Origin of the sequence: Veillonella parvula DSM 2008 (genome assembly GCF_000024945.1) — a bacterium.
Taxonomy (GTDB): Bacteria; Bacillota; Negativicutes; order Veillonellales; family Veillonellaceae; genus Veillonella; species Veillonella parvula.
In genome coordinates this window covers 1046972-1064020 of sequence record NC_013520.1, presented here as the reverse complement: position 1 = coordinate 1064020, position 17049 = coordinate 1046972, and the positions used below count along the sequence as shown (strand labels likewise).

General features: G+C 36.2%; 22 protein-coding genes. 1 reads left to right on the top strand and 21 read right to left on the bottom strand.

All coding sequences use genetic code 11. The features are described from left to right. Positions 1 to 21: 21 nt before the first annotated feature. The 17 genes from VPAR_RS04665 to cobU all read right to left on the bottom strand — a co-directional run bounded on the left by VPAR_RS04665 (position 22) and on the right by cobU (position 13747). Positions 22 to 900 (bottom strand): polyprenyl synthetase family protein, encoded by an 879-nt coding sequence (locus tag VPAR_RS04665; RefSeq protein WP_012864361.1) that lies wholly within the window; start codon positions 898 to 900, stop codon positions 22 to 24. 9 nt (positions 901 to 909) lie between these two features. Beyond that, positions 910 to 1116 carry an exodeoxyribonuclease VII small subunit gene (gene xseB / locus VPAR_RS04660; protein WP_012864360.1) on the bottom strand — a complete coding sequence of 69 codons (207 nt, stop codon included), beginning with the start codon at positions 1114 to 1116 and terminating at the stop codon, positions 910 to 912. Next, positions 1091 to 2314, bottom strand: a complete 1224-nt coding sequence (gene xseA, locus VPAR_RS04655; protein ID WP_012864359.1) for an exodeoxyribonuclease VII large subunit — start codon at positions 2312 to 2314, stop codon at positions 1091 to 1093. Before xseA ends, xseB begins: the two co-directional genes overlap by 26 nt. A gap of 2 nt (positions 2315 to 2316) precedes the next feature. Further along, positions 2317 to 3270: a Kae1-like domain-containing protein gene (locus VPAR_RS04650; RefSeq protein WP_012864358.1), complete on the bottom strand. Its 954-nt coding sequence runs from the start codon at positions 3268 to 3270 to the stop codon at positions 2317 to 2319. Next, positions 3270 to 3674 (bottom strand): transcription antitermination factor NusB, encoded by a 405-nt coding sequence (gene nusB, locus VPAR_RS04645; protein ID WP_012864357.1) that lies wholly within the window; start codon positions 3672 to 3674, stop codon positions 3270 to 3272. The genes VPAR_RS04650 and nusB overlap by 1 nt, the downstream gene beginning before the upstream one ends. After that, positions 3664 to 4059, bottom strand: a complete 396-nt coding sequence (locus VPAR_RS04640) for an Asp23/Gls24 family envelope stress response protein (protein ID WP_012864356.1) — start codon at positions 4057 to 4059, stop codon at positions 3664 to 3666. The genes nusB and VPAR_RS04640 overlap by 11 nt, the downstream gene beginning before the upstream one ends. 11 nt (positions 4060 to 4070) lie before the next feature. Beyond that, the gene (locus VPAR_RS04635) at positions 4071 to 4451 is read right to left on the bottom strand and encodes an Asp23/Gls24 family envelope stress response protein (protein ID WP_004695801.1); all 381 of its coding nucleotides are present in this window, start codon (positions 4449 to 4451) and stop codon (positions 4071 to 4073) included. A 135-nt stretch (positions 4452 to 4586) separates the two neighbouring features. After that, positions 4587 to 5144, bottom strand: coding sequence for an elongation factor P (efp, locus tag VPAR_RS04630; RefSeq protein ID WP_004695799.1), 558 nt, complete (start codon positions 5142 to 5144; stop codon positions 4587 to 4589). Between the two features lie 15 nt (positions 5145 to 5159). Beyond that, entirely contained in the window at positions 5160 to 6233 is a 1074-nt protein-coding gene (locus VPAR_RS04625) for a M24 family metallopeptidase (RefSeq protein WP_012864355.1), read from the bottom strand. 70 nt (positions 6234 to 6303) lie between these two features. Further along, positions 6304 to 7002, bottom strand: coding sequence for a pseudouridine synthase (locus VPAR_RS04620; RefSeq protein ID WP_012864354.1), 699 nt, complete (start codon positions 7000 to 7002; stop codon positions 6304 to 6306). After that, positions 7002 to 7640, bottom strand: a complete 639-nt coding sequence (gene cobC, locus VPAR_RS04615; protein WP_012864353.1) for an alpha-ribazole phosphatase — start codon at positions 7638 to 7640, stop codon at positions 7002 to 7004. The genes VPAR_RS04620 and cobC overlap by 1 nt, the downstream gene beginning before the upstream one ends. A 7-nt stretch (positions 7641 to 7647) precedes the next feature. Continuing rightward, positions 7648 to 8778: a pyridoxal phosphate-dependent aminotransferase gene (locus tag VPAR_RS04610; protein WP_012864352.1), complete on the bottom strand. Its 1131-nt coding sequence runs from the start codon at positions 8776 to 8778 to the stop codon at positions 7648 to 7650. A gap of 24 nt (positions 8779 to 8802) precedes the next feature. Then, positions 8803 to 9687 carry a GHMP family kinase ATP-binding protein gene (locus tag VPAR_RS04605; RefSeq protein WP_012864351.1) on the bottom strand — a complete coding sequence of 295 codons (885 nt, stop codon included), beginning with the start codon at positions 9685 to 9687 and terminating at the stop codon, positions 8803 to 8805. A gap of 73 nt (positions 9688 to 9760) precedes the next feature. Next, positions 9761 to 10654, bottom strand: coding sequence for an adenosylcobinamide-GDP ribazoletransferase (gene cobS / locus VPAR_RS04600; RefSeq protein ID WP_012864350.1), 894 nt, complete (start codon positions 10652 to 10654; stop codon positions 9761 to 9763). Then, positions 10654 to 11646, bottom strand: a complete 993-nt coding sequence (gene cbiB / locus VPAR_RS04595; protein WP_012864349.1) for an adenosylcobinamide-phosphate synthase CbiB — start codon at positions 11644 to 11646, stop codon at positions 10654 to 10656. The genes cobS and cbiB overlap by 1 nt, the downstream gene beginning before the upstream one ends. 12 nt (positions 11647 to 11658) lie before the next feature. Then, positions 11659 to 13176: a cobyric acid synthase gene (locus tag VPAR_RS04590; RefSeq protein WP_012864348.1), complete on the bottom strand. Its 1518-nt coding sequence runs from the start codon at positions 13174 to 13176 to the stop codon at positions 11659 to 11661. Then, complete coding sequence (gene cobU / locus VPAR_RS04585) at positions 13169 to 13747, bottom strand: bifunctional adenosylcobinamide kinase/adenosylcobinamide-phosphate guanylyltransferase (protein ID WP_012864347.1); 579 nt, start codon at positions 13745 to 13747, stop codon at positions 13169 to 13171. The genes VPAR_RS04590 and cobU overlap by 8 nt, the downstream gene beginning before the upstream one ends. 63 nt (positions 13748 to 13810) lie before the next feature. On the opposite strand from cobU, the gene VPAR_RS04580 reads away from it, so the two are divergent. Then, the gene (locus VPAR_RS04580) at positions 13811 to 14146 is read left to right on the top strand and encodes a hypothetical protein (protein WP_004695781.1); all 336 of its coding nucleotides are present in this window, start codon (positions 13811 to 13813) and stop codon (positions 14144 to 14146) included. Positions 14147 to 14193: 47 nt separating this feature from the next. On the opposite strand, the gene VPAR_RS04575 is transcribed toward VPAR_RS04580, so the two are convergent. The 4 genes from VPAR_RS04575 to thrB all read right to left on the bottom strand — a co-directional run bounded on the left by VPAR_RS04575 (position 14194) and on the right by thrB (position 17048). Beyond that, positions 14194 to 14709 carry a cob(I)yrinic acid a,c-diamide adenosyltransferase gene (locus VPAR_RS04575; protein ID WP_012864346.1) on the bottom strand — a complete coding sequence of 172 codons (516 nt, stop codon included), beginning with the start codon at positions 14707 to 14709 and terminating at the stop codon, positions 14194 to 14196. Positions 14710 to 14772: 63 nt separating this feature from the next. Continuing rightward, on the bottom strand, positions 14773 to 15180 hold the full coding sequence (ndk, locus tag VPAR_RS04570; protein WP_012864345.1) for a nucleoside-diphosphate kinase: 408 nt from the start codon (positions 15178 to 15180) through the stop codon (positions 14773 to 14775). Between the two features lie 22 nt (positions 15181 to 15202). Beyond that, on the bottom strand, positions 15203 to 16078 hold the full coding sequence (htpX, locus tag VPAR_RS04565; RefSeq protein WP_012864344.1) for a zinc metalloprotease HtpX: 876 nt from the start codon (positions 16076 to 16078) through the stop codon (positions 15203 to 15205). A gap of 55 nt (positions 16079 to 16133) precedes the next feature. Beyond that, complete coding sequence (thrB, locus tag VPAR_RS04560) at positions 16134 to 17048, bottom strand: homoserine kinase (protein WP_012864343.1); 915 nt, start codon at positions 17046 to 17048, stop codon at positions 16134 to 16136. Position 17049 lies beyond the last annotated feature (1 nt).

Sequence of the window (17049 nt, the reverse complement as noted above, 5' to 3'; positions counted from 1 at the left end):
ACCTTCTACAGGTAATACCCATTAATTCGTACGTTCTAAAAGATAATCAATTAATGCTGATAGTATAGTTGTATCATAAGAAACCAAGTTTAACGCATCATGAGCTTGGCTACCTACTAAGTAGGCTTGATGTTTTGCTTGCTCTAAACCTAGTAAAGATACATAGGTAGATTTATGTTGGCGAATATCACTACCGGGTGTTTTTCCTAATTCTTCAATAGTACCGGTTACATCTAAAATATCATCAGTAATTTGGAATAATAATCCCAGGCAATTAGAATATTCCATAAGGGCTGTTCGCGTAGTCTTATTAGCACTTCCAAGAATAAGACCTAATTCTACAGAAGCGTTAAATAGTGCACCTGTTTTACCAGTATGTAAAACCTTTAATTCTTCTAAAGGAATATGTTTGTCTTCGCTGAGCAAATCAAAGGCTTGTCCCCCAACCATACCTTCAGGGCCAGCCGCAGTAGCAACACATTTTATAGCATCTAGTTTTTGCTGTGCACTAGCAACTGTATTTGAAGTCATCAATTGAAAGGCATATGTTAATAATCCATCACCGGCTAAAATAGCAAGTCCCTCACCGTATACTTTGTGATTGGTCAAATTACCTCTGCGATAATCATCATTATCCATAGCTGGTAAATCATCATGAACTAATGAATACGTATGGATACACTCCATAGCACATAGAAATTCCTTATAATCAGCTGGCTCTTTATGAAGCATTTCCAACACAGCCTTAGTTAAAATAGGTCGTATTCGTTTGCCACCTTGCATTAAACTATAATTCATAGATTCATAAAGTTGTTCAAATTCTTGATTTGGGCTATTAAGTACTTCGCCTAACCATTGTTCAATATTTTGTTTGCTAGATGCTAAATAATCTTTGAACATAGAATCTCCTTATTCGCTGATGCGGACTTCTTCGATAATTTGTTGTACTTCATCTTCAACAGAGTCAAGCATATCAGCACATTCTTTTACCAAAGTTAAGCCCTTTTTATATTGTGATAAAAGCTCAGAAATGGTCATATCCCCATCGTCTAATTGCTTAACAATATCTTCTAAGGCCTTATATTTTTTCTCATAACTTTTTAGTGATGCGGCCATCCTTGTGCGCCTCCTTTACCGTAGCAGTAATATAACCATCAGCTAGTGTAACTCGTATATCGTCATTTGGTTGTAATTGGGCAACCGATGTAATAGGTTTGTTATCATACTCAACCTTTGCAAAACCTTTAATCATCATTTGTAATGGATTTAGCGACTCTAACTGTTGTGCCAATAATGCTAAGCTATGTCCCTCTGCATTACATCGTTCTTTAGTTGCATTAGTTAGAGTTTGTGAAAGCTCTTGTAAGTGTGATTTTTGCTTATGTAAAAACTGCAGAGCTGGAATGCCAAGTTTTCGATTAAAGAGCAATGTTAAATCTGTACGTTTTTGTTGTAGTGTATAGCGTATATATTCGTGTAAATACTCTTCTTTTTCTGTCAGCTGATCTTGTAATGTAGTAATTGGAAGTACTGCCATTTCTGTAGCATGGCTAGGCGTAGCCCCGCGTGCATCAGCTACATAATCACATAAAGTGTAATCTGTTTCATGACCTACCGCCGAAATAATCGGTGTATGAGCATTATAAATTGCCTCTACAACAGCTCTATCATTGAAACACCACAAGTCCTCCATAGATCCACCACCACGACCAACGATGATGACATCAATATCTGGATCAGCATCTGCCGTAGCAATTCCTTTTGCTATAATTGGGCCTGCGGTACTACCTTGTACAGGAACGGAAAACAATTTAAATTGAACTAGTGGATTGCGTTGTTTACTAACATGTAGAATATCATGTAATACAGCACCAGATTGGGATGTAACAATACCAATGCAACTCGCCATATAGGGTAAACCTACTTTATGGCTATCATCAAAGTACCCCAAAGCAGTTAACTCTCGTTTTAGAGCGTCAAATTCAAGCTGTAACGGACTTTTAGCACCTATCTGCATATCTGATGCAATGAGATTTAAACGGCCAATTTTATTGTAAAAGTTAACAGATGCTTTTACAGTTACTAATAAACCATTTTGAATGGCATTAGCTAGTCCCTTTTGCATGACTGTACTAGACCACATTGTCACATCAATAGCAGATTCCTCATCTTTTAAAGAAAAATACATGTGACCACTACTATGACGTTTTGCATTAATAATGGTACCACTTACATATACATTCTTTAATAGATATTCACGATCTAAGGTACGTTTTATGAGATTGTTTAATTGTGTAATGGTTAATACATTCACGATTATCCTCTAGATTCTTGTAAATAAGCAGCACCAAAAGCATTACCTGTGGCATTATCAACAGAGAATTGTGGCTGCGCCACATGTAATTGGAGATGATTTCGTTTACAATAGGTTTCCATCCGCTTACGAAGTAAACTATTACTTATCACACCACCTACAGCAATGAGTGCACGTACAGATTTCTCTTTAGTATGATAAGTAATCATTTTTTCTAGAGCATTTCCAATGGAAGTAAAAACAGCTCTAGCTAACTTAGATTTATCTATATCACTCATAGCGTTATTTATACGCCGCATAGCAGCACTACAAGGACCGGCAAAGCTAATCCATCCGTCTTTTACAGATGATGGCAATGGTTCATATTCTGTAGTTTGTAATGCTAAAGCCTCTAAATGTTTACCTGCAGGAAATGGTAAGCCCAATGCGACACCTATGCGATCAACATATTGCCCCCCTTGTAAATCTTTAGAACCACCAACGATGTGAGATTCAAAAATACCGTTTCCTTGATAATGGCAATATACTAGTTCTGTCGTGCCACCTGATAGATGTAATGCCAAAAATGGCTCATTAGGAATATTTTTTAAATCCCTCAAAGCAGCTAATATATGATTCTCTTGATGTGCAAAAATATGTAAAGGCACATTCATAAGATGACTCAAGGTTTGCCCCTGTCCTAACCCAACCATAAAGGCAGGCATATAAGAGCGTTCTTCACGGCGCGGAAAGCCACTAACACCTATACCGCTAATTGGTACCTGAGGCAACTCTGACATTAACTTAGGCAATGCCTTTGTATGCTGAAAGACCATATTTGATTGTTGTAGTCCTCGCTCACCTAGTTTTACCTCTAAGATTTTACGTGCTTCCCCTACTATGTGAAAGTCGTTATCTATAATGGCACAACTTGTAGTGTAACAACTAGTATCAATGCCTAAGTAATATCGTTTCATTATTTACTCTTATTATATGCGTCTAAGATTGCATTAATTAATTTATAAGATGCATCAGAGCCAAACTCTTTAGCTAATTGAATGGCTTCATTAATAGCAATAGATGGCTCTAAAGGTTCCACTTTATTGTTCATTTCCCAAACAGCAATACGTAAGATAGAACGATCCACCTTATCTAAATTTGCTACTTTACGAGATTTACAGAATGGCTGTAATGTAGCATCAATTGCTTCAGCGTTTGATAGTACACCCTCTATAATACTATTTGCATATGCCTTATCCATTGCTTTATGAATGTTTCCTTCGGGAAATTGAACATCATTTTGATCAGTATGAAATTCATTGGCATATAACATTTGGAATGCGTATTGACGAGCCTCTCGCCGATTTCGCTTAGTTACCATGTAAAACTGGCTCCTTTTCTTTTACAATACCTTCAATATGCACATCAACCTTAATATGATTAAGATCTAGCATATTTTTTAAGGTTTGTTTGATTTCTAATTGCAATTGTTTCGATAATTCAATGAGATTATATCCATACAATGCTTTAATATAAATATTAATTTCAATAAAACCTTTACGATGCTTTACATTGATACCAGGTAAGCTACGCTGACCAAAAGCATGGGTAATACCCTCTACCAACTCATCGTAAAAGCGTGGGCTTAAAGAATGAATACCAGGAATGGTTCCTAAAGTTTTTGTTGCTACATCAATGATGACAGAATCTGCAATATCAATGGTATCCGTGTCTAAACCATAATTTAATTGATTATCTGAACTCATAGAGATACCTCCTATGGCTGTTGAGGTGTTACTAAATCATCGAAAATAATGTCTTGTACAACTACATCAATAGTTTGAACCTCAATTTCTGTATAAGAGACTAAAGCAGTTTTAATGCGCTCTTGTAGACGTAAAACAACATCAGGAATACGATATCCATACTGAATGCACACATATAGTGTTACTGATATTGCTCCTTCATCGTTAAAGGATATCTTAACACCTTCATGATCGGATTTACGCCTAAAGAAAGTATTAACGCCATCATTAAAGGTGGAACTCATATGATGAATTCCCTTTGTGTCAAGCGCTGTCATTGTTACAATTGTAGCATACACATCATCGTTAATCTTAATTTTACCAGACTCTAGTTCAGTATTTTTCTTGGTCATACTGGCCTCTTTCAAAAAAAGCACCTGTCCCTATATATAATTACATAGACGACAAGTGCTTACAGTGCAAATGTTACGATATATGGGGAATAAGATTCCTTGAAAAGATCTTGCCCCAATACATATCAATGAGTATTAGGCACGTTCAATGTATTGTCCTGTACGGGTATCAATACGAAGTACATCATCTACTTCAATGAAGAGAGGTACTTTTACAGTATAGCCTGTTTCTAATACGGCTGGTTTATTACCACCAGTTGCAGTATCGCCACGGATACCAGGATCTGTTTCAACTACGCGAAGTTCAACAGCTACAGGTAAATCGATACCGATTACGATACCTTGGAAGAACATGATGGATACTTCCATATTTTCAAGAAGGAAGTTTTTAGCATCACCTAATTGTTCAAGGGTAAGTTCAACTTGATCATAAGTTTCGTTATCCATGAATGTATAAGAGCCATCAGATTCATATAAGTATTGCATACGACGACGATCAACATGTGCTTTAGGCACTTTTTCACCTGCATTAAATGTACGCTCAACTACAGAACCAGTTTGCAAGTTTTTCATTTTAGTACGTACGAATGCAGCACCTTTACCTGGTTTAACGTGTTGGAAATCAACTACTTGCCATACATTACCGTCAATTTCAACGGTTACACCTGGACGAAAATCATTACTGGAAATCATCTAACTCTTCTCCTTCTAAATACCTATTTCAATTAACTCTTTTGGACTATGTGTCAACACCTCATAGCCGTCAGATTTGACGATGACACTATCCTCTATTCTCAATCCGATAGTACCTGTTATATAAATGCCAGGTTCTACCGTAATGATCATATTTTCTGTAAATACCGTATCGGATTTAGTATTGGCTACTGGTTCTTCGTGAATCTCAAGACCTACGCCATGTCCAGTACCATGATTAAATTCCTTGGTATATCCATGTTCTTTAATATAATCACGACAAACTGCATCAAGTTCTTTACCAGTAATACCAGCCCGAACTGCAGCTACGCCACGTTTTTGTGCTTCTAAAACTATACCATACAGCTTCTTTTGTAATTCAGAGGCAGACCCCATTACAATAGTTCTAGTCATATCAGAATGATAACCCTTATATACTGCACCAAAGTCAAAGGTAACAAAATCACCTGCTTCAATGACCTTATCACTGGCTACACCATGAGGCATACTAGAACGATTACCAGAAGCAACAATGGTTGCAAAGGAAGGTTCCTCTGATCCACGTTTTAACATTTCTGATTCTAATATAATGCGCGCTTCATTTTCTGTCATCCCTACCTTTAGTTGTAGTAGCAAGGCAGCAAAAGCATCATCACCAATTTTAGCAGCTTTACGCAATAAGTCTAATTCGTCTTCACGCTTAACCGCACGTAGTTTTGCAAAATTGATAGATGTAAAATTAAAGCGTTCATCTAATGTATCACATAAAGTTTCATACGTATCCACAGGCATTTGTTTGCCTTCTATACCGAATAAACCTTCGTGAATATGATATTCATTGAATATATCTACAAGAGTATCCATAACAGTTGTTTCATATTGAATAACTGTGTACCCTTCACATTGTTTTGTTGCTTGTTCAGTATATCTGAAGTCAGTAATCATAAAAGCTTTATCTTGAGTAATGATAGCAAAGCCTGTAGTACCAGTAAAGCCTGCAAAATAATGTAAATTTATAGGGCTTATTAAAATGACGCCTGTTAATTCTTGCTCTTTAATATACTGTTGTAGCAGATTTAATCCATTCATAATCTTGCTCCTAGTCTATAAAGTACAATTAATCTTACCATAAAATGCCTATATTGAATAGAATTTTATGCTATTTTTTAAAGCCCTCTATCTGTTCAACGGTCAATTCCATTGCAGAACCAACCTCTTCAATGCCACTTAAATCAATATGACCAATCGTAAGACGTTTCAAATATGTTACAGTACCACCTGCAGCACCAATCATGCGCTTAACTTGATGATACTTGCCTTCTTCAATCGTTACATGTACTGAATGTAACGATACAAATTCAATTTCTGCCGGTTTACATTGCGTACCATCTCCAAGAAGAATTCCCTTTTTAATACGTTGTATACCTTCATCAGATAGCGTTCCTTCAAATTCTACGTAATAAATCTTAGGCACATGTTTATTACCATTGATGATAGAATGTCCCCACACACCATCATTAGTTAATAATAAAAGTCCTTCTGTATCCTTGTCTAATCTGCCTACTGGAACAACTCCCATTTTTATGAATTCTGGAGGGAGTAAATCCATAACAACAGGGTGATTAGAATCTTCTACCGCTGTAACATAGCCCTTTGGCTTATGAAATTTTACATAATATAGTTGAGTAGTACTAACAACCTTACCATCAACAGCAACTATATCAACATCAATATCAATGTGAGTATCTTTTTTCGTTGTTATACTACCATTGATGGTAACCCTTCTATCCTTTATGATTTGATGGACTTCTTTTCGACTACCATAAGCTTTATTGGCTAATAATTTATCTAGTCGCATTATGCATGACCTTGTAATATATCTACGTGTGCTGTATCATTGAGCAAGTTTAAAATATTATGATCAAATTCTCCCATGCCATTATAGAATATACGATTAATTGCTGTATTACCTTGACTAAAATTCCAACAATGACTAATGGAAATATCTAATAATTTACACAATAATGTTCGTATAGTTCCACCATGACAAGCAATGAGAAGTGTTTCCTCCTCATTATTAACATTGATAAATTCCTCTAGACCTGCCCATGCACGGTCTTGTAAATTCTTAAAGCTTTCACCATTAGGAACCTTAACTAGATGTGGTCGCAAATACATTTCATCTATCAAACCAGGCCAACGATCTTCGATATCTGAAAATAGCATAGCTTCCCAATCGCCAAAATTAAGTTCTCGTAAGCGTTTATCTACTGTTATAGGAGTAGTACGTTCCCCGCGAATGACTTCAGCTGTAACTAAAGCACGACTCAAATCACTAGATAATATGCGATCAAATTTAACATCTTTAAGAGCCTGACCACATGCCTTTGCTTGATTTAAACCATTTTCATTAAGTGGAACATCTGTGATGCCTTGGTATTTTCCCATTTTGTTCCAATCAGTTTCACCATGGCGCACAATATACAATGTCTTCATAGTCTTCCTATACTTTCAAAATATCTGTTAATTTTTCTACTAACTTAACATTAGTATCATGATCTTTAATTGCAACGCGAACCCATTGATTATTTAATCCCATATAAGAATCACAGTTGCGAACAATCATATTATCTTTTTTAAGAGCTTCATTAATCGACGCTGCTGTTATTCCTTCTTGCTCAATGTGGAACAACATAAAATTAGCTGAAGGCGGATATACAGTAATACCATCTATAGTATCTAATGAGTTATGCATAAAAAGTTGCTCTTCATGTAATACTTGTTTTGTTCGTTTCACATACTCTACATCATTCAAAGCCGCCTCTGTATAGGATTGAGCTAATGTGTTAACAGACCAAGTGGGAATAAAACTATTTAGTTGCTCAATGATAAGGGGATTGCTGAAAGCAGCGCCAATTCGTAGCCCTGGCACGGCATAGAATTTTGTAAAAGAATGAACCACGATAATATTATCAAACTCGTTAACTAGGGAGCGCATGGAGTATTCATTATCTTGTAATGTGTCGTTACCAACAAAATCGATAAAGGACTCATCTATAACAAGTAAACTATTAGCATCTTTCAGCATGCTTGCAATAGTACGAATATGGTTTTTATCAAGTAACGTACCATCTGGATTATTGGGATTACCTAGAAATACAATAATACGACCATCTTGCCCCTTTAACTCAGCTGCAAAAGTTTCTAATGCTAAATAAGGAACCTCAAAATAAGGTTTTCCATGTTCATCTTCCCGTGGTCGATAATAAATATCGCGTACTGGAATTCTACTTGCTTCTAAAGCTGCTTTATATTCAGAAAAACCTGGTGCGGGAACAAAAGCGCCCGTATAGCCAGGTAACCGACAAATTGCATATAATAGCTCTGCTGCTCCATTGCCAACTACAATTTGATTTTTATTCATACCATAGATATCAGCAATGGCATTTAATATATCATCATTTGTAGCATCCGGATAATGTGATATATATCGCAATTGAGATTCTAATGCAGATAAGCCACGTTGGCTAGGGCCTAGTGGATTAATATTAGCACTAAAGTCAATAACATCGTATGGTTCAATTCGTTGTTCATGGGCAAACTGAAAGATATTGCCCCCATGTATTTTAGACATACTATTCTCTTTCTATGAAATACTTTATCGTTTGATATAAGTTAATCCTTCATTCGTAGTTTCAACCGTATCTACATAGGTTAATTGTGGCAACTTACGCAAAATCTCATTCTTACAATCATCAATACGACCATAATCAACGGGGAATAATAGTCCCATAATGGTTCCGCTATGAGCGATGATTGTTCCCACACTATTATAAGAATTACCTACATCGTGAAAGTCATATAAATTAGGTTTATATAAAATACGCTGATTGCCAAAAGCACTTAATGTAGCAGCTTGGCCTATGAGCTTTATATCATGCGTTATAAGACCCTGTTTAAACAAATCAAAGGATTCTTGTATAATAGATTCTTTTTCTAAAATTTTATTTTGTAAATCTGCTTGTTTATTAAAGCTAACTGTATCAATGCTACCGCCTTCGTCAAAAACGAGGATTTTTAAAGGTGGGCACATACCTAATGGCTTAGAGATAGTCCCTTTAATATAATCAAACTGAGTTACACCTTGATAAAAAGAGGCATCTGTAGGCTCTACAGATAGACAAATTTGCTCAAGTTCTTTTAATGATAAATCATAGTCCATGGCCAAAGCTGTAGCCATAGCTGTTACAGAAATATCTGCCGAACTTGAAGCCATGCCTTTTCCTTGCAGAATATCGGATCTTACATACACAGGCGGGCAAATTTGATTTTTATTTTTTTGTTGGACCAATTCTTGTACTAATTTACGAGCTTGTGCAGATTTTGGTTGAAGTGCACAAAATTCTTTAGAAAAAGGTTGTATTACATTACTCAATGCGTAGGAGTATCGATTAATTGGACATGTCACTAAAAATGACTGACCATCAATAGAACCTTGTAGAAATTCCCCACATGTACCTGGGGCTCTTACATAATAGGTCACATTAAACTCCTTTCACATCAAATAAAGTATACGTTCTAAAAATATTAAAATTTTGAAAATCAAAAATTTAGAGTTAGAACATAGTTGGATTATTAACTACCGTAGCTGATAGTATAGATAAAATTATGCTATATACCAATATCAATAATACTTCAGTTACTTCCACAACAAATCCATATGTATCACCAGTAGTGCCACCTAACGCTTTTACAATATAGCGGTTTAATAATCGGTTAATAATATACGTAATAATCATGCTAACAATATTGATTTGGAAGATACCTATAGTAGCATATACTAACACACCTAATCCTACCAAATACCCTACATCAGGTACAGCAAAAATTGCATAAGCACCATATAAAAGTGTATATAATACGAAACCGATTAATAGTAATAGAATAGGCATAAAAAACGTAGATATTGTGTTATAAGTAATAACATGTTTAGGTGCTAAGTTAGCAAATGCAGCCCCCATCCCTTGCTCTCTAGCATATGGATAGGATCGAATACTAAAAACCATAGACCAGCGGCTCATTAAAGGCATCATAATGAGTGCCATAGGAATAAATTCAGCCGATGGAATCGAAGCTAATAATTGCCATTTCAAAAGTGTAACAAATACAAAAGCAACAACTCCAAAGGAGCCTATACGACTATCTTTCATGATTTCTAGTTTACGTTCTCTTTCACGGCCGGAGAACAAACCATCGCTTGTATCCATCAAACCATCAGCATGAAGGCCACCAGTTATTAAAAACTCAGCCACAACGATAATTAACATCAATGGCATAATCGGAATAAATGGCGACAATACGCCATATAATATAGCTAATATGAGACCAATAATAAGGCCCACATAAGGAAAGGCTACTACCGATTTACCAAAGTCCTCTACAGACCATTCAGTTTGATTTACAAGTTTTAAACGCGTTAAAAATTGTAGTGCTATAAAAAAAGGTGTCATTATACATTCATCCCATAGGTAATGACTGTACTAATGATGACCATTAGTATAGTCGTAACATACATCATATAAATAGTTCGTGTAATATGGTTGCGATTCAACTTTTCAATAGGGTCACCCATATATTCGCGAAAAGTCATTTTTTTGAAATATTGATTGTAACCACCTAAGCGAATATGTAAAGCTCCTGCAACTGGTGCTTCTGCGTAACCACCATTAGGGCTTGGATGTTTCTTAGCATCGCGCAAACCAATTTGGATCGCTTTTTTAGCATCAAAGCGTAAAAAGAATGCAGAAATTACAATTAATACAAAGGTAATTCGGGCAGGAATCCAATTTAATATGTCATCAAAGCGTGCAGCTACGCGACCAAAGTACAAGTACTTTTGATTCTTATAGCCTAACATAGAATCCATAGTATTAGCAGTTCTATAAAGAATAGCCCCCATAGGGCCACCGATAATAAAAAAGAAAAAAGGTGCAATGATACCATCTACCGTATTTTCCGCAATCGTTTCTACTGTAGCACGAGTGATTTCACTTTCATCTAGGTCTTCAGTATCACGTCCCACAATCCAGGATAAACGTTTACGAGCTTCTACGATATTACCTTGTTTTATTAACTGACTAATCGTAAAACCTGCGCCAGCCAATGAACGTGGAGAAATGGCGATGTAGAGGATCACTACTTCGAAAGCATAGTATACCCATTCGTCTACTACTCCACCTAGCCATAACAATAAAGATACTATGATATATACCGATATAAGAATTAAACCTACTGCAATACCACCGTACCACAATTTCTTCGTATCATTATCAGTGTCCTTATAAAGAACGGCTTCAAAAAAAGATATTATACGTCCAATAATGGCCACTGGATGATATTTACTATTAGGATCTCCAATAATTAAATCCAATAAAAATGCTAAAACTGGTATACACACAAAGTTATACTTCGAAAACCAGTGAAAAAATGTTAAATGTTCCATATATCTCCTCTACTATCCCAAAGTAGACATAATATAGTCCATATCTAAATGTTCCTCCACAATATCAGCTAAGCGATTATATGCTGTATTTTTATGGTCAAAATAATGGAATACTACATCTAATGGTTGTAATCCCTTACGTTCACGTAATTGATTGATAATAAATCGTCTAAACTCGTCATTATCAAATACACCGTGAATATATGTACCCATTACCTGATGATTGCCATCAATAAAACCATCAATAACATTGACAGCCTCTTCACTGCGACTTGTAATTGTAAAGCAACGAGACACTGTATCTGCTAGTGGTGTAGTATCCCCCATATGAATTTCATAGCCTACTAATTTTTCACCCCTGAAAGTACCATTTAAGAACTGTAAATTAGATACATTGAATTGTACTTGATGGGTAGTTTTTTGAGCCTTCATAGTCGTGGAGGATTCAACAAGGCCAAGTCCTTCAATTTCCTCGATATCACCTTCCATATGATGCGGATCATAAATAGTTTTACCTAACATTTGGTTACCGCCACAAACACCGATAACAGGTGTACCTTGAGCAGCCAATTTTTTGATTTCATCAGCAAAGCCTGTATCGCGTAAATATGTTAAGTCAGCCAATGTATTTTTAGAACCAGGTAATATAATTAAATCTGGTGTACCGATAACATCTCCAGGACCTACAAAACGGACAGATACATCTGGCTCATAATTAAGTGCATCAAAGTCTGTAAAATTAGAGATTTTAGGTGTTTGCATAACTACGACCTGAATATCTTTAGTCCCACTATTGCGTTTGTTCTCTAATGCAACAGAATCTTCTTCATCAATATCGAGGTTTTCAATGGCAGGAATAACTCCTACCACTTTTTTACCTGTTTTTTCTTCAATAAATGTAAGAGCTGGTTCTAATAGTTTGATATCACCACGGAATTTATTGATAACGATACCTTTGATAAGATCGCGTTCTTCTGGTTCTAATAGTTCTAAGGTACCAACAATGGACGCAATAGCACCACCTCGGTCAATATCTGCAATGAGAAAAACTGGAGCTTGAGTCATCTTGGCAATACGCATATTTACAATGTCATTTGCTTTTAAGTTAACTTCTGCAGGGCTACCAGCACCTTCGATAACCATCATATCAAAATTTGAATCTAAGAAATCGATAGATTCTTTAACCTTATCTAAAGCGGTTAGAGAATATTTAGTATGATATTCTTTAGCACTATATACACCAACAGGTTTTCCCATCAATACAACTTGAGACGATTGATTGCCTGTAGGTTTTAATAAAACAGGATTCATTTGAACTATTGGATCAATACCAGCGGCTTCGGCTTGAGCGACTTGAGCACGACCAATTTCATCGCCCCATTTTGTCACATAAGAATTGAGAGCCATATTTTGTGCTTTAAAAGGAACGGTCTTAAAACCTTTTCTATAAAAAATACGGCATAATGCAGTACAAAGAATACTTTTACCTACATTAGAACTCGTTCCTTGAAACATTATTTTCTTAGCCATTTATATGAACCTCCTGTGATTTCAATTCAATGGTAACACCACTAATTGTTAAATAGAGTTTATCTGCAACAGAAGCTACTGCTCGATTCACACGACCAGCAATATCTCTAAAATATCTAGCCAATTTATTATCCGGCACAATACCTAACCCAATTTCATTGGTCACAAATATAACTGTTTTACCTTCACATGATTGTATCGAGTCTAATAAAGTGTCTAATTCTGAAAGTATTGTCTGTTCTAACCTATTAGCATCTTCTTGACCACGAATGGAGCCATGAGCCATCATGTGATTGGTAGTGAACATGGTTAAACAATCTATAAGAATTACATCTGCTGATTGACTGATATTTTCCCATTCATCAGCTAAATGTAAAGGCACTTCAAAATTATTCCATATTTTTCCTCGTCGCTCTTGATGTTTTTTGATGCGATCCACCATTTCTTCATCAAAAGCTTGGCCCGTAGCTACATAAGCTTTTGGCCCCTTTGTAGCCAATGCTAAACGTTCAGCAAATTCACTTTTTCCACTGCGTGCCCCACCGGAACACAATATAATTTGTGATTTCATAATGCACCTATACAAGAATTTATAATTTCAGTATCATTATAAGTATAACAAAGGAGCGATACTATGGAAATTATGAATATGAAACTAAAAATGATGGCTACTTTATGGGATAACACATATCGTGTTGCCATCGATGACGGGCAAGGTAAATATATTGGTACTGCACGAGTAGTAGTAAATGTTCCGCTACCACCAGAAGCCTTACCAGAAAATGCACCTCAAGTTGAAGCACAACTCTTAGTATTAGTTGAAGACTTTGATTTCGGCGCTGATAAAATTATAAACTTTGAAACAACATTAGCCAATCTATTAAGAGAAAAATTCCGTTATGAAATTCCTCATATCTTTTTCTACTATCCTAGTCCTCAAGATGTTTTAAACCAAACAATTTCACAATAAGGTCTATAACGAGCAAAAAGCTATGTAAAATACATAGCTTTTTTTGTTTATTCTGCTCCAAGTTCTTCCTCTACACGACACAAGATAAAGCAAAGGTCGGATAGACGATTTAAGTATTTTAAATTAGATTCGTGAACACTTTCACCAGCGTCTAATACCCGCCATAAAGCGCGTTCCGCACGTCGAGTAATCGTTCTAGCTACATGTAAGTAAGCAGAAGATTGTTTTTCACCGGGAATAACAAAACTAGATAAAGGTTCTAATTTTGCATCAAAGCGATCTATAACTTTTTCTAAATGCTTTACATATTGCTCAGTAATTACCGGAGCGGCATTTAAACTTGCAATATCAGCCATTAATGTCCATAAGTTGCGCTCAATATCGTATAATTCAGCAGAAACACGTGGATTTTCAGCATAAGCGCGAGCCAATCCTAAAAAAGCTTGTAATTCATCGATTGTACCATAAGCTTCTACGCGTAAAGATGATTTCTGTACACGTTCGCCCGTGTATAAACCAGTTGTACCAGCATCACCTGTTTTTGTATAAACGCTACTTGCCATATGATTACCTCCTATAGATAACATGGATGTAGAAATAAAAGCTAAAGAATCCCAACCTTGAGATTATTTGTATTCAGGGAACCAAAGATGAATTTCACGAGCAGCGGCTTCTGGAGAATCAGAAGCATGTACTACGTTAGCATCCATTGTTAGGGCATAGTCACCACGAATACTACCAGGGGCAGCATCTACAGGATTTGTTGCTCCGTTTAAAGCACGTACGGATACAATTGCGTTCTCACCAGCTAACACAAAAGCAAGAACTGGGCCTGATGTAATAAAATCAACTAATTCACCAAAGAATGGCTTTTCCTTATGTTCTGCATAGTGTTCTTTCGCTAATTCACGAGGTACTTGTAAGAGTTTTAATGCTTTAACAACAAGGCCTTTACGTTCATAACGGCTAAGGATTTCACCACTTAATTGACGTTTAACTGCATCTGGTTTAATTAAAACTAATGTTTCTTGCATGATACCCTCCAGTAGATACTAATTATAATATTGCCTTTTCTTTATACTTTGGATTCATAGCTTGTTTCTTTAACTTTTGAATACGTTCTTCCGTGCGAGGATGTGTACTAAAAAGATTGCTCAAGCTTTCACCAATTCCCATCATAGGGTTAATAATAAACATATGGGCTGTAGCATTACTTGCATTAGGCAATGCACCATGTTTAGAGTAGTAGTCAATTTTTGCAAGTGCAGAAGCCAGTGCTAATGGATTGCGACACATATCTCCGCCCCCCTCATCAGCTAAAAACTCACGAGTACGGGAAATACTCATCTGAATAAGACCAGCTGCGATAGGTGCAATAATGATTGTACCAAGAAGCGCCAAAGGGTTAGTACCTTCTCGATCATCGGAACGCCCAAATATGGCAGTAAATTGAAGTATATTGGCTATCATAGAAATAGCACCAGCCATCATAGCTGCAATTGTACTAATCAATGTATCTCGATTCTTAACATGTGTTAATTCGTGTGCAAGCACACCTTCTAATTCTTCATCAGTTAATAGACGTTGGATACCTTCTGTAACAGCAACTGCTGCATGACTAGGATTTCTACCTGTTGCAAATGCATTCGGTACTTCACTGGGAATGATATAAACCTTTGGCATTGGTAAATTACCATTTTTAGCCAATTGCTCTACCATTGCATATAGTTTTGGATTAGACTGTGCAGTAACAGGTTGAGCATTGTATTGGGCTAAAACGATTTTATCGCTGTACCAATAGGACATAAAATTCATACCCATGGATATGACAAACATCATAATCATACCGCTTCTGCCGCCAATCATATCACCAATAACCACTAAAATGGCTGTTAGCGTCGCTAATAAAAGTGTTGTTTTTATATTGTTCATAGTTTCCTCCAATTATTGTTATGGACTATGCCTAACACTATAATTATACCATAAACTATATAATTAACGCTCCAGTTGTATCAGCTTCTAAGCAATATATTTTATTTTCAATCTCATTTGCTGTGAATACGGTCCCCATAGCCTTTGCTACCTCTTGTACATGAGTTTTATCAACATAGGCAATCAGAGTAGAACCCGATCCACTGATAGTAGCACCGTAAGCTCCAGCAACTTTTGCGGCTTCAAAAACTTCATCACAATGAGGGATCAATATCTTACGATAAGGTACATGCAAGTTGTCATCTAAGACAACAGATAAATTACTTAATTGATGCGTAATTAAGCTTGTTACAAATAATGAAGCATGACTTACATTTTGTACAGCTTCTTTAAATGGAATATGATTTGGTAGCACAGAACGAGCATATTCAGTAGATACCATGACTTCTGGTACTACAACAGCAAAATGTAGCTCCGGAGGAATAGAAATGACCGTGTTTAGTACCTTATTTTTTAAACCTGTAGCACAACATAAATTTCCGTAAATAGCTGGCGCTACATTATCTGGATGACCTTCCATACGATTTGCTATAACAAGTAACTCTTCTTTTGAAAGTGGATGCTTTACCAATGCATTTGCCAGTAAAAGCCCCCCTACGATAGCCGTACTACTACTACCTAGTCCACGAGATGGAGGAATTAAAGTTTCAGATGTTATATGACCATATCGAATTGGTTCTTGCGCAGTAGCAAAAACTTGATCCATAGCGAAGCCAATTAGATTCTTTTTAGGATCTTCAGCGCGTAAAATATCTGCGCCAAAGCCTTCAAAAGTATATGTATATTCTGTAGCATTTTCATCTGGTGTAAAGCTAAATATATTATAAAGATTAAGTGCTAATCCTAAGCAATCAAAACCTGGGCCACAGTTTGCACTAGTAGCAGGTACTTGTACACGAACAGTATTCATA